The organism is uncultured Microbulbifer sp. (assembly GCF_947498635.1).
GTDB classification, from domain to species: Bacteria; Pseudomonadota; Gammaproteobacteria; order Pseudomonadales; family Cellvibrionaceae; genus Microbulbifer; species Microbulbifer echini.
This window is the reverse complement of record NZ_CANMKV010000039.1, coordinates 12,557-27,204: the sequence shown is the minus strand read 5'-3', so window position 1 is coordinate 27,204 and position 14,648 is coordinate 12,557. Positions and strand designations below refer to the sequence as shown.

6 protein-coding genes are annotated in these 14,648 nt (G+C 49.5%); 3 read left to right on the top strand and 3 right to left on the bottom strand.

Going from position 1 to position 14,648, the window contains the following annotated elements; all coding sequences use genetic code 11:
* Nucleotides 1-52 precede the first annotated feature (52 nt).
* A complete protein-coding gene (locus tag Q1A69_RS16500) occupies nt 53-10,057 on the top strand; it encodes a calcium-binding protein (protein ID WP_299587786.1) in 10,005 nt (3,334 codons plus the stop codon).
* Between the two features lie 224 nt (nt 10,058-10,281).
* Here Q1A69_RS16500 and Q1A69_RS16495 read toward each other — a convergent pair whose 3' ends face one another.
* From Q1A69_RS16495 to Q1A69_RS16485, 3 genes are all read right to left on the bottom strand, one after another.
* Nucleotides 10,282-10,590 carry a 2TM domain-containing protein gene (locus tag Q1A69_RS16495; RefSeq protein WP_299587783.1) on the bottom strand — a complete coding sequence of 103 codons (309 nt, stop codon included), beginning with the start codon at nt 10,588-10,590 and terminating at the stop codon, nt 10,282-10,284.
* A 203-nt stretch (nt 10,591-10,793) separates the two neighbouring features.
* Entirely contained in the window at nt 10,794-11,423 is a 630-nt protein-coding gene (maiA, locus tag Q1A69_RS16490) for a maleylacetoacetate isomerase (protein ID WP_299587781.1), read from the bottom strand.
* An 84-nt stretch (nt 11,424-11,507) separates the two neighbouring features.
* Nucleotides 11,508-12,638, bottom strand: a complete 1,131-nt coding sequence (locus Q1A69_RS16485) for a homogentisate 1,2-dioxygenase (RefSeq protein WP_299587779.1) — start codon at nt 12,636-12,638, stop codon at nt 11,508-11,510.
* Nucleotides 12,639-12,911: 273 nt separating this feature from the next.
* Between Q1A69_RS16485 and Q1A69_RS16480 the strand changes: the two genes are divergently transcribed.
* Both Q1A69_RS16480 and Q1A69_RS16475 read left to right on the top strand, forming a co-directional pair.
* Nucleotides 12,912-13,412 (top strand): MarR family transcriptional regulator, encoded by a 501-nt coding sequence (locus tag Q1A69_RS16480; RefSeq protein WP_299587777.1) that lies wholly within the window; start codon nt 12,912-12,914, stop codon nt 13,410-13,412.
* Nucleotides 13,413-13,436: 24 nt separating this feature from the next.
* Nucleotides 13,437-14,627 carry an amino acid aminotransferase gene (locus tag Q1A69_RS16475; RefSeq protein ID WP_299587774.1) on the top strand — a complete coding sequence of 397 codons (1,191 nt, stop codon included), beginning with the start codon at nt 13,437-13,439 and terminating at the stop codon, nt 14,625-14,627.
* Nucleotides 14,628-14,648: the final 21 nt, after the last annotated feature.

The window sequence follows — 14,648 nt, the reverse complement described above, 5'->3', positions numbered from 1 at the left end:
CACAATTTCTGGACCAGATGGATCCGCAAAGTTTCTTGATTCTCTAGCAAAGATGCAGAAAGCAACGGATGAGAATGCTACAGCTTTAGAAAAGGGGGAAGCAGCTATAGCATCTGCTGGATTCTTATATGGTATATCCCAGATGCTCATGGGGGATGCTGCTAAAAGTAAGTACTTCGATGTGATGTATAAGAAAGTCCCAATTTTTGGGACACTCATTACCGGCACAAGTTTAGCGGTTAATACTGGGAAAATAATGGACTCGGCTTTTGTCAAAGGAGAGCCGATAAAAACCTCCGACTTGCTTGGTGCTGCAAGTGATATCACGGGTTTGGCAGCTTTTGCTTTGGCTGGTGCAGGAGTACTTTTTGGTGTTGCAGCGTCTCCGCTTCTTATTGCTGGTCTTGGAATAGCGTCTGCCGGCCTTGGAATAGCAAGTATAGTAACTTCTTATAGAGAGCAGATTGAAGATGGACTAGAGGGGGATACTGGTGGTGGTAACCCTGGTACGGTTGATGATGGCACTGGGGGTACCGGAGGTGCTGGGGGCACTGGTTCGGATGAGGGGGATGGTGCAGGTACAGGCAGTGGTACAGGCTCCGGTGGCGAAGGCTCAGGCGGTGAAGGTACTGGCTCAGGCGGTGAAGGTACTGGCTCAGGCGGTGAAGGTACTGGCTCAGGCGGTGAAGGTACTGGCTCAGGCGGTGAAGGTACAGGCTCAGGCGGTGAAGGTACAGGCTCAGGCGGTGAAGGTACAGGCTCCGGTGGCGAAGGTACTGGCTCAGGCGGTGAAGGTACTGGCTCCGGTGGCGAAGGTACTGGCTCAGGCGGTGAAGGTACTGGCGGTGAAGCTACTGGTGGTGAAGGTACTGGCGGTGAAGGTACCGGTAGTGCTAATTATTGGCCAACAAACTTGCTCGGTGAATATATGCCTAATATTGATGGGTCAATCACGCATGCTGGAGAGACCGAGGCACAAGACAAGCGTTATCAGCCAGGAACTCCTGAATGGGAGGAGGCAAAAAAGAAACTAGAAGAACAGTTGGGAAGGGAGCTTACTCCTCCGGGTTCAGAAGAGGGCGGTGAAGGAGGGGGCGCAGGCGAATCGGCGGGAGAGGGCAGCGGAGGCTCAGGAAGCTCCATCCCTAGAGACCCATTAGTGTTGGACTTAAATGGAGACGGTGTGGGGCTAACCGCGCTTGCGGGAAGCAATGCCTATTTTGATCTTAATGGTGATGGCTTCGCAACGCTTACTTCCTGGCTGAGCAGTGATGATGGCTTCCTGGCACTTGATCGAAATTTGGATGGTCAAATTAACGATATCACTGAACTTTTCGGAAGTCCGGAGCGTACCGGTTATGAGGAGTTGGGTGATCTTGATAGCAATGCCGATGGTATTATCGATATTAATGATGAGCGGTACTCCGAGCTTCTGGTGTGGCAAGACAAAGATGGGGATGGTATTAGCCAGGCAGAGGAGCTAGTTTCCTTAACAGATATTGGAATAGTCAGTATCAGCTTAAGCCATACAGCTGTAGAAGCCCAAGAGGGTGCTGATGGGCAAATTGCTCGTGAGGGTGTCTTCACCTGGTCTGATGGCTCTGAGGGCGTTGCAGCCGAGACCACTGGCATTGCTGCAGATGTATTGTTCTCTTCAAACCCAACTTTTACTCAATTTGTCGGTGATGTAGATATTGATTCAGAAGTACTCGCTGTCAGTAATATAAAAGGTTATGGCCAAATGCCTGACCTGCATATTGCTATGAGCATGAATAGTGATTTGAAGGATTCGGTTTTAGATTTTTTGCAGACTCCAACTGCTGAGTCTCTTATTGCGAATTTTGATCAACTGCTGATTGAATGGGCAGGTGCCCGTGATATTGCGATTGGGGAAATTGACCCAAATCACAGGTTGAGCGTCAATAGCGACTCCGGATTGGTGGAATTCCGACTTGCCGGTGAAGCGTTCAGCTTGGAACAACTGGGTGTTATTAAACAATATGCTGGTATGGATGTCCTGCAGTTGGGTGATGGCCAGTGGCGGCAAGATGGTGAGATAGTAACAACGGGTAGCTTTTATCGCCAAGCTTACAACGAACTTTCCAGGAATTTATTGGTTAAGTTTGCAATAGCCAATGGTTTGCTTGAGGAGGTGATGCCAGAGTTAGCTTATTACCCAGAAACTGATGTTCTTTCGACAGTCAAGCCGATTAATAAAGAGACTTTCGATGAAGCACTTGGCAATATTGCCTCCTCATTGAATGATTCGGAAGCTGTAACCCTGCAGTGGTTGGCAATTGCTTCCTTGGTAGAAATTAATCCTGCATCACGAACGATTCTGGCTGAATCTATTGGCCAGTTTGTTTCCTCATATGGTGACCTCGATGCACTATTACCTGCTTTTGCCAATCCTGTTTTTGAAGTTCTAGATATAGGTTCGAATATCGGTACTTCAGCATCTGAGACTATTTATGGTGATGATGGCCAAAATGTCATGGTCGGCTTTGATGGCAACGATCGAATTTTCGGTCGTGCTGGCAGCGATGCGCTTTACGGTAATGACGGTAATGACTCCATCTACGGAGAAGATGGGAACGATACCCTTGAGGGAGGAGAGGGGCGCGATTACCTCTACGGCGGTGATGGTAATGATACCCTGATCGGTGGTACAGGTAGTGGCGATTATCTCTCTGGAGGAGCGGGTAACGATAGCTATATCTTCACTAAAGGGGATGGTTCAACCACTATCTATAACTACGATACCAGTGCTGAGCGACACGACAAGTTAGTTTTGACTGACGGTATTGAAGCATCAGATGTTGTGGCAACGCGCTCTGGCACCAACCTTTTGCTGACAATTCAATCTACCGGTGAAGTTATTAATATTCAGCGCTACTTTGTGGGCGATGGGTATGGCGGCTACGCAGTGAATAGTATCGAGTTTGCGGATGGTACTACCTGGAATGTTGATACTATTAAGCAGCAGGTCATTGTTCCAAGTGAAACCGCGGATGAGATCTGGGGATACGACGCTACCGCAGATACACTGGAAGGCCTTGGTGGTAATGATGCATTGTATGGGCAGGCTGGTGATGACTCCCTGGATGGTGGGGCTGGAAATGACCGGGTAAATGGCGGCACGGGTAATGACAATATCACCGGTGGAGAGGGTGCGGATAATCTATACGGTGAGTCTGGGGATGATATCCTTGTAGGTGGCTCTGGCAATGACTACCTAAGCGGAGGAAGCGGCAACGATATATACCGGATTGCTGCTGGTGATGGCCATGACACTATTCGAGAATCAAGCAGTGCTTCTGAGAATGATCGCCTGATTTTCAGTGATGGTATTTCCCCTGAAAATACAGTTTTGTTACGTCGTGGCAGGGATTTATTGATTGAATTTACTGATCAGGACCAGTCCGTTCGAATTGATGATTACTTTGCTTCCGATGCTTTAACCGGCCTCGCCGTAGATACCATTGAATTTACCGATGGCACTATCTGGAATGTAGATACTGTTAAAGCCAAGGTATTAATTCCGACTGCTGGGGCAGATGAAATCTGGGGCTATGATGCCACTGATGACAACTTAGTTGGCCTTGCGGGCAACGATAAAATATACGGTGAGAAGGGTGCTGATACTCTGGATGGTGGAGAAGGAGATGACACCATTTCTGGAGGAGATGGAGATGATGTTCTTAAAGCAGGTTTAGGAAATGATTATCTACAAGGTGGAGAAGGAAGTGACATTTATGAAATCTCTGCCGGAGATGGCCAAACGACTATAAGGGAGAGTTATTCCACCAGTGATACTGATCGCCTTATGTTGGGCTCGGGTCTCCTTCCAGAGAGTGCTGTATTACTTCGTAGAGGTTGGGATCTGCTGATCCAATTTGAGGGAAGTGCTCAATCAATCCGGGTCGATGATTATTTTAATGTAGACGCTACCACTGGCCAGGCAATAAATACTATCGAATTCAAGGATGGAACTGTTTGGGATATTGATACCGTCAAAGACAAAGTATTAATTCCAACAGACGGTGCTGATGAAATTTGGGGGTATGATGCCAGCGATGACGATCTAAAAGGCCTCGCCGGAAACGATACCATTCGTGGTCAAGATGGCAATGACAGCATTGATGCCGGTGAAGGTAATGACAAACTCTATGGTGGAATAGGAAACGACACGCTTGATGGCGGCGATGGGGCAGATTACATCTATGGTGAAAATGGTAACGACATCATAAATGCTGGTGAGGGAGATGATTATGTTTCAGCCGGTAATGACGATGATTCAATAACTGGTGGCACAGGTAATGATACCCTTTATGGCGGTTATGGCAGTGATACCTATTACTTTAACCTAGGTGATGGTAGGGACTATATATCAGATCGTAAAGCCGATGGTTCTGACATCAATATCCTACAGTTTGGTCCAGATATTTCTTCTGATGATCTGTGGATACGCCGTTCAGGTGATGATCTGGTGCTTTACCATCAGAATATGCAGGACCAAATAACGGTTGATAATTATTTTGAAGCGGATGGCTTGGGCGATTATGCGCTGACCGAAATCCGATTTAACGATGGTTCTATTCTGGATTTATCTGAACTTAAGCAGCGTGCCATTCAGGCTACAAATGAGGATGACACCATCTATGGTTTCTCCAGTAATGATGTACTGAGTGGTCTCAATGGCAATGACGAACTTTATGGCCAAGAGGGAGACGACATCCTGCTTGGTGGTGAAGGAAATGATCAGCTGCACGGTGAGGACGGCGAGGATGAGCTGCAAGGCGGCCTTGGTGAAGACTCACTCAATGGGGGGGGTGGGGTTGACCGTTTATTCGGCCAAGATGGCAATGACTCCCTTTATGGAAACGATGGGGACGATGAGATAGTCGGCGGTAAGGGGAACGACTACCTGGAAGGCGGCGCTGGTGAGGATAAATATTATTTTACTGCCGGTGATGGTCAGGACACGATTGTCGATAGCGGCACCATTTATATTTATGTCAGTGATATTGAGCTTGAGGACGTGGTTTTCCGCCGTGATGGTCTTGATCTCAATGTCTTCTTCAAACAGAGCGAAACCGACAAAATTACCATCCGCGATTATTTCCCCGATTATAGTGGTATTGCTGGAAGGAAAATTGGATTCCACCAAGCTCTACATGGAACATCCTGGGATGTTTCCGCAGAGGAAATAAATAGCAAGATGCTAGAAGGTACCGAAAATGCTGATTACATTTTTGGCAACGTGAACTCCAATATCGTAGATGGCCTGACCGGTGATGACATCATTGATGGTTATGATGGAGACGACGAACTCAGCGGAAACGTGGGTAACGACCGTCTTATCGGTGGTGAAGGCGATGATCTTCTGATCGGGGGTGTTGGTGACGATGTGTTAATTGGTGGCGAAGGAAATGATCGCTATCAATTCAGTACCGGCGATGGTCAAGATCAGATTGATAATAGTGATACTAGTGGAACAGACACAGTCGTGTTTACCGCAGATGTATCTCCAGAATCTGTTTCTGTTACTCGCGATGGTAATAACCTGTTATTGGGTTATGGCTCAGGTGATCAGGTTCTGGTGCACAACTTCTTCCTGGAAGAAGGTAGTAGCAACAACGCTATCGATGAAGTTCACTTTAGTGACGGTACTGTTTGGAATCGTGAGTCGCTATTAGATAAGGCTCTTATTGGTGCCGAGGGCGATGATTACTTAATTGGCTATAGCACCGATGATTTGCTGGAAGGTAACGACGGTGCTGATGTGCTGGAAGCAAATGGTGGTAACGACACCTTGTCAGGCGGGGCTGGTGATGACCAATTGAGTGGTGGCGAGGGCAACGATATTCTCTCAGGCGATACCGGTAGCGATAAGGTTTCCGGCGGCGCAGGGGATGATATTTATCGCTTTAAACGCGGTGATGGAGCCGATACTTTTAATGAAACCTCCGGAGCAGATCGTGTGGAGTTCACCGATATTGCCTCGAGTGAGGTTTTAGTGCGTCGTCAAGGGGCCAATCTGGTCATAAGTATCCCCGGTTCTTCCGATGCAATTACCATAAGTAATCAGTTCCTTGGAGAACAATTAACTGCTGCAAGCTCCAGCTTTGAAACCGTCAATTTTAGTGATGGTGTAACTTGGGACTTTGAGGCATTGATGGCCCAGGCAATAGCCGGTACTGAGAGTGCTGATACTATCCAAGGGTTTAGTTCAAGCGAAGTGATTCAAACCTTAGGCGGTGATGATTTGGTTAATGCCGGTGACGGAGATGACCAAGTTGAAGGTGGTCAGGGTAGTGATGAGCTACATGGTGAGCTTGGCGATGACACTCTGAAGGGCGGCGACAATAACGATACCCTTTATGGCGGCAGTGGAGATGATGAGCTTCACGGTGATGCCGGAGAGGATGTCCTTGTCGGCGATAGCGGTTCCGACACTCTTTACGGTGGAACCGAGAATGACGACCTTTCCGGCGGAAGTGGTGAAGACACTCTGAATGGCGGAGAAGGCGACGATACCTTACGTGGTGGCCAGGACAATGACACCCTGTATGGTGATGCTGGCAATGACACCCTGTATGGGGATAGCGGTACTGATGCGCTTCATGGTGGAGAGGGTAATGATGAACTGTACGGCTCTGGTGAGCTCTATGGCGATGCTGGCTCCGACAAGCTCGAGGGTACAGGGTTACTGGAAGGCGGTGCTGATAACGACGAACTGTACGGGCTGGGTGCAGCAACATTAATAGGTGGTTCAGGAGACGATACCCTGGTTGCAGACACTGATACCTGGTCTGGCACGGCAAGCACTCTTGCGGGTGGGACCGGTAACGATACTCTGTATGGCTCATTCGGGGATGACATCTATCAGTTTAACCTTGGGGATGGTAAAGACACCCTGATCGAACGTCGTGAAGGTGAAAACTTTAGTAATGTTGACCCTTCAATGGATACATTGCAGTTTGGTGCAGGTATTAATTCTGTTGATCTGGAATTTATTCGTCAGGGAGATGACCTGCATATTCGCCATCTTAACGGCACCGATGAAATCACGATAAGCAATTGGTTCCGCGAACCAAATGACCACTTCAAGATTAACCGCTTTGAATTTACTGATGGAACGGTCCTTACTGATGCGGATCTTGAAGCGCAGATGGTGACTTTGGGAACCGATGGCGTCGACTCTTGGACCGGTTATCGTGACCTCAATGAAAAAGTCTTTGCCGGTGGCGGTGATGATAAGGTTTGGGGGCGCACGGGTAATGATGAGCTCCATGGTGAAGCCGGAGATGATTACCTGGATGGTGAAGAAGGTGATGATCGACTCTTTGGTGGAGACGGTGTAGATAATCTGGTTGGCCGTGCTGGCAATGACTATCTGGAAGGCGGCCTTGAGGGAGATTCTCTTCAAGGTGGCGAAGGTGCTGATCAGTTATTTGGCCAGGATGGTGAAGATAGTTTGTTTGGTGGTGAAGGCGACGATCTATTGGATGGTGGTGCTGATAATGACTACTTTGAAGCTGGAGAAGGTGAAGATACCTTGCTTGGCGGAAGTGGTGATGACCAGTTGAGTGGTGGCGCCGGCGATGATGAGCTGACCGGTGGTATTGGCAATGATATGTATGTATTCGGTGCTGGTGACGGCCATGATGTTATTCACAATAGTGACGGTGGTTCTGATGGTGTGTACTTTGCCAATGAGCTAACTGAAGATCGCCTGACATTTACCCGTGATGGTGACGACCTGTTAATACTTATCGATGATGGTAGTAGCGATAGTGTTCGTGTAAAGGATCATTTCCTTGGCGGCGAAGCAGCAATTGATTGGGTACAACCAGTCGGTGGCTCAATGATCAATACCACTAGTATCAACCAGTTGGTGGCCGGGGAGCAAAATGGTGATTTCGACAACGTAATCACTGGTACCAATAGTGGAGAGCAACTGGGCGGCACCAGTAATCAGGACCTTATTCAGGGGCTTGATGGTGACGACATTATCTTTGGTGCGGGAGGTAACGACCAGATCGAAGGTGGTGAAGGTGCTGACCAATTATATGGTGGTAATGGCAGTTACTCCGGTAGCGGTGATGACGTAATCATTGGTGGTGCTGGTAATGACGTTCTCGTCGGCGAGGACGGAAATGACCAGCTGGCTGGTGGAGCAGGTGATGATCACTATTACTTTAAGGATGTTCCCGGGGTGAATACCATCGACAATAGTGGTGGTGGTGCTGATGGTATCTTCTTCCTTGATGGACTTGAGAGATCACGCCTGAGTTACCACCGTGATGGCGATGATCTGGTGATATTGATTGACGAAGACTTGCAGCAACAAGTGCGAGTAACCAATCACTTCCTGGGAGGGGATTATGCTATCAATTTTGTTCAGCCAACAGATGGTGGCTTCTCAATAAGTGCCGCAGATATTGACTCCATGTTAACGGCATTGCCCGCCGATACAGGTAATGAAGATGGTGACCAAGGCACTGACCCTGGCACAGGAAATGGTAATACCGATCCAGGTGAGGGCGATACTGGCTCTGGTGATGGCAGCACGGATCCTGTACCCCAACCCGGGTTAGGTGGTAATGATGTGCTTACCGGTACTAGCGGGGATGAGATACTTGTAGCTGGATCCGGTGATGACACGCTTACCGGTGGTGCAGGAAATGATGTTCTCCGTGGTGGTGAAGGGGATGATGTTTATATCTTCACTGGTGGGCAGGATGTCCTTGAAGAACTGGGAGGCGTTGATACTTTGCGCTTCTCGGGAGGCATTACTTGGAATGATGTCGCTTCAGGTTTAGTAGGTTCGGGTGATGACTTGGTTTTACAAGTTAACGGCGGGCCGGATCAGATTACACTTAAGAATTTCTTCTTGGGAGGGGATAACCTAGTTGAAACCATTGAATTTGAAACCGGCGGCCAATTGACTACGAGTGATATTTTTGGTGCCTTTGGGATGGCGATACCAACGCCTCAGGACGCCTTTGACCAGATTATTGATGGTAGCTCCGGAAATGATAGTTCCTTAGATGGGACTGGTAATGTTGATTTAATCCGTGGTTTTAATGGCGATGACCAGCTCAATGGCGATGCTGGGAATGATCAGCTAGAGGGGGGGAATGGTTCAGATCAACTATCTGGTGGAACTGGCAATGACCTGCTAGTTGGTGGCCGTGGAGATGATGTTTACCTATTCAGTGCCGGAGATGGTCAAGACATTATCGATAATACCGGAGGGGGGGTAGATATCCTTCGCTTTGAAGGTATTGGTTTTAACGATATTGCCAGTGGCTTTTTAAAATCTGGGGATAATTTGATCTTACAAGTGAGCGGTTCTAGCGATCAAATTACGCTGAAGGATTTCTTCAAGGGGGGAGATCATGCTATCGACAAGATCGAATTTTCCTCTGGCCAGGAAATATCTTCCGACCAACTCTTTGGGGTTTTCGGTATTAGCAATCCAGACTCTCAAGGCTCCCCTGATTATAGTGGGTTACCGGATGAGCGCAGTTTTGGTACCTTGACTACTGGTAGCTCTGCAAATGAAGTTATCGTTGCCTCTTCAGATGCTGACTTTGTCGATGCCGGAGCCGGTGATGACCATCTGTATGGTAGTACTGGTAATGATTATCTAATAGGCGGAGAGGGCGATGATGTCTATCACTTTGCCGCTGGTGATGGCGTTGACACCATAAATAACTTCTCGAATTCTTCTGGTAATGATGAGCTACAATTTGCCGAGGGCGTTGATGAAGCTGATTTGTGGTTTAGTCAACAAGGTGATGACTTGGTTGTAGATCTGCTTGGTAGCCAGGATCAGGTTGTTGTACAAGATTGGTTTGCTAATACTTCAAACCAATTAGATAACGTACGAACTAACGATACCGTGATCTCTAATAGTGATATTGAGCAATTGGTTACAGCCATGGCATCCTTTGGAGCACCCTCTGGTGGTGAAATTACTTTGACCTCAGAGGAACAAGAGCAGGTTAACACTGCAATTGCTTCCAGCTGGCAAGCTAGCGCATAAACCCTAATAAATTTGGTGCTCCACTTCTGGGGAGTACCAAATCTTATTATTTAATTGAAGGGCCTGCTCAGACTGCGAGCAGGCTTTTTTGTGTGAGTAAGGATGATAGGGGTGGGGATTTTTATTCTGCGAAAAGTGCAGAGATAAATAAGGTGAGGAGTTACCGGCTCTTTGTTTTTTCTTAACAAGTAGAGTTTCTATTGCCTTCTTGCTAATAAATAGCGCTACTTTTTACCCATCCGTTTTTCAACCTGCTTCTTTTCCCACTCGGGCCCAAAAATCGAAAATGGCTTAAAGGTGCGTATTGCATGGGAGGTGATGCCAACACCCCAGCCCAGAGCGGCCCAAAGGGACCATAAATATTCTGGGGCTAGGATTAAGTTGGCGAGAATAAGGCCAGAAACGATCACCAGGTAAGTGATCAGGTGCTGATAAAAGCCTCTGAGCTTTCTGACATGCTCGATGGCTTCTCTCTCTTTTGCCGATGTTTGTTGCTCGGGGTGCATCTTATTGATCTCGTCGGATTGGGTCATTAGAGGCCAAGGCCAATATTGCAATAATTTCTTGTAATTATTGCCAGGGATATTACCCACAGCTTGCCGTGGCAGGCAAGCATAAAGAATGTGATAGGTGTTGGGGTTTGTTAAGAGGAGGAGGGATAGAGACGGTGTAGTATTTGACCGGTTGTTCAGCGTTTGCTCAGGTGTCCGGTCGCCCGAACACCTGAAGCGCTCAGTTATACCGTGCTGTCTGGTTGACTTTGTGGGTGGGCTTCGATAAAGGCCGACAGTTCATTGCAAGTTGCAGCTATTGTTTGAATTTTAGGATATTGATTCATATCTACTCCAAAGCGCTCGGCATTGTATACCTGGGGCAGCAGGCAGCATTCAAATAGCCCAGGTGTGTCACCTACGGCAAAGGGGGTCGGTTTTAACTGCTTTTCAAGGGCGGCAAAACCTATGTGAATCCACTGTTGGATCCACAGAATTTTTTGCTCTTCCGTGATTTTGAACTCAGAAACTAAATATTTGAGTACACGAAGGTTTTGCAGTGGCTGAATGTCGCTGGCAATACTCTGTGCGAGTGCGCGAATATACGCACGGGCTTCCGCTCCCTTGGGTAGTAATGCGGGCTCTGGGTGTGTTTCATCCAGCCATTCCAAAATGGCTAGTGATTGAGTGAGGCTGGTATCGCCGTCATTGAGGGTTGGCAATAGGCCATGGGGATTTAGTTTGCGATAGTGCTCACCGTGTTGATCGCCTTTTAATAGATTGACCGGGTGGTAGTCATAGCTGAGGCCTTTTAAATTGAGACCTATGCGCACTCGGTAGCTGGCGGAGGAGCGGAAATATCCGTAAAGGTCCATTCTCTTTTTCCCTTTATTTTACGCGTTATTCTGGCGGCAGCAGGGGGAGTTGCCGCTTACTGTATTGTTTCTGTTCTCTGGAGGCTATGGCGTCTTCCAGGAGTTAACATAATCCTCACACTCTATCGCATGGGCATCTGGCAATATATCCCAAGGAGATCGGCTATCGATCATTACGGCTACCTCATCGGTTGCCTTTCTCGCGTGTTTAGCGCCGGCGGCAAAGGCCTTTGGATGGGGACCGTGGGTGAAGCCCGTGGGGTGCAGAGTGAGCATGCCGGGATGGATATTGTCGCGGCTGAAAAAGTTGCCTCGGTGGTAAAAAATCAGTTCATCATAGTCGTCATTGTTGTGAAAAAACGGCACCTTGAGTGCGTCGGGGTCACTTTCGATCGGGCGGGGTACAAAAGTGGCGACGACAAAGCCGGGGCCGACAAAAGTGGTGTGGGCGGAAGGGGGGAGGTGGTAGCGATGGCTCATAACTGGGCGTATATCACGCCAGTTCACCCTTACGGCCAGATTGTCCCCGGTCCAGCCGACGGCATCCAGCGGATTGAAGGGGTAGGTGATCTTGGATAGCTGTTGGCGGGCTTTAACCACCACCTGCCATAGTGTTTCCTCCTGTTGGGCGAGAAAGGCATTGTCGATGCATGGAACATCCAAGATGGCCTCGTCAAAAATGGCATTGGGGCCCAAAATGCCTTTCTCCGGCAGCTGGAAATGGCCGCTGGTTGCCTCTATCAGCAATAGTTCCAGGGGTTCGTCTCGCGTGGGGGACAGGCGCCACAGGGTACCGCGGGGGAGGAGTATGTAGTCACCATCGCGGATGCTTAAGTGGCCAAAATCACAGAACAGGTCTCCGCTGCCGTTGTGGACAAACAGTAGTTGGTCGCCATCGGCATTGCGAACCAGATGATCCATGGGTTCCCGGCAAGTCCACAGACTTATCAGGCTGTTCTTATTGCACAGGAGTGGTCTTTGATCCCAGGGGCTATTGCCTGAATGCGGGATCTTCCTACCGTCAAATGCGTGGGGCCGCATGGGCCCTGCAAACTCGCTCCAGCCAGTTGGTGGGTGGCTATGGTAGAAGTGCGTGCACGGGCCAAAGAACCCCTCTTTGCCCATCTCTCGCTCAAAGGTGTTGGGGGGGAAGTCCGCATGGGCCTGGCGGCTGGTCTTCCCTTCAACGCGGGGGAAGCGGATCCACTTGTTCATTGGCGGCCTCGCTTCTTGCTAACCGGGCACTTGGGGTAGGGCAGGGAACTGAGCGCCCCGCTGTTTGATCGCACCTGTTTTTTACGTTTAAACGGCATTGGATTAACCAGAATGGCGTAAAAAACCCTATACTGTGCGACCAATTTCGTCCGGTGCCCCAGGAATTCCCAGTTCAAAAAATGCACATACAGTGGTTACAATTGAAACCAATGTTAGTTAAATTGGGCATCTGGTACAACCGGAGTTCGCAGACAGGCAGGTGTGAGAGCAGCCATGACTAATGACCACAATGCACCGCAAACGGTGATAAAGCAGGATGAGTTGCGCCTGGAAAAATTCTTGCCATACCGCCTTTCGGTACTCTCCAATCGTGTGAGTAATGCCATCTCACAAGCGTATGGTGCGCGTTTCCATCTCACCATTCCCGCTTGGCGTGTAATGGCTATTCTCGGGCGATTTCCCGATATTTCTGCCGCAGAGCTGGTAGAGCAGACGGCCATGGACAAAGTGGCGATCAGTCGAGCGGTTTCCTCCCTGCTGAAGAGCGACTACGTCACCCGCAGAGAAGATCCGGCCGACCGCCGCCGCCAAGTACTAAACCTGTCAGAGCAGGGGCGCGAGGTATATGCGCGCATAGTGCCCCTGGCCCAGCAGTATGAGAATGATTTAATCACCTCACTCTCCACAGAGGAGAGGGAACAGTTGGATAGCATTATTGAAAAGCTGATGGTTCGCGCTAAAGAGTGGTCCGAGCGCGGACTGATCGACGAATAAATAGCATAAATAAGGAGTTTTCAGATGTTTGAGCATTTAGGCAGCCTACCGCCCGACCCAATTCTCGGCCTGCTGGCCAGTTACCGAGCGGATGAAAACCCCAGCAAAATCGACCTTGGGGTAGGGGTCTACAAAGATGAGGCCGGCCACACGGCGGTTTTGCAAGCGGTGAAAGAAGCGGAGACCCGCCTCCTGCATAGCGAAGAAACCAAAGCTTATATCGGCCCCGCGGGCACACCGGGTTTCAACTCGGTGATGCAGGAACTGGTCCTGGGCGCAGGACACCCGGCACTGGTTGGCGGTCGTGTGCGTTCCGCACAAACCCCCGGTGGTTGCGGCGCCTTGCGTGTCCTGGCGGAATTGGTTCATCGCGCGAAGAAAGGCGCTACCGTCTGGGTCAGCGATCCCACTTGGGCAAACCATGTGCCTTTGTTGGGTAATGCCGGCCTGCAGATCAAAAGTTATCCCTATTACGATCGCGCCACCAGCTGTCTGCAATTCGACAAGATGGTAGACACCCTGAAGAATGTGGGCGAGGGCGATGTAGTTCTATTCCACGCTTGCTGCCACAACCCCTGCGGTGCAGACCTGTCCCGCGAGCAGTGGAAAGTGCTGGCGGAAATGGCCCAGAAGCAGGGTTTTACCCCGTTTATTGATATGGCGTACCAGGGCTTCGGTGAAAGCCTGGAAGACGACGCCTACGGCCTGCGCCTGATGGCGCAGTCTGTACCTGAAATGCTAGTGGCAGCCTCCTGCTCCAAGAACTTTGGTCTCTACCGAGAACGCGTCGGCCTGGCCATGGTGATTTATGCCGATGCTGAGAGCGCCGATAAAGGCCACAGCCAAATGCTAAGTGCGATTCGTGGGAACTATTCCATGCCACCTTCGCACGGTGCAGCGATTGTGGAATCTATCCTTACAGATGCGGGCCTTAAGGCGAACTGGGAAGCGGAGCTCACCGAAATGCGCGAGCGCATCAACGGGCTGCGCGCCGGCTTGGTTGAGGGCCTGGCTGCCGCCGGAGCCGCAGGAGATTTTAGTTTTATCCGCCAGCAGAAGGGCATGTTCTCCTTCCTGGGCATCAGCGCAGAGCAGGTGGAAAAACTACAGAAAGACTATTCCATCTATATGGTGGACTCCAGTCGCATCAGCATTGCCGGCTTGAGTTCCAACAATATGGAATACTTCTGCAAGGCGGTTGCCAGCGTGCTGTAAATTCGGCACATTTGAGGGTGA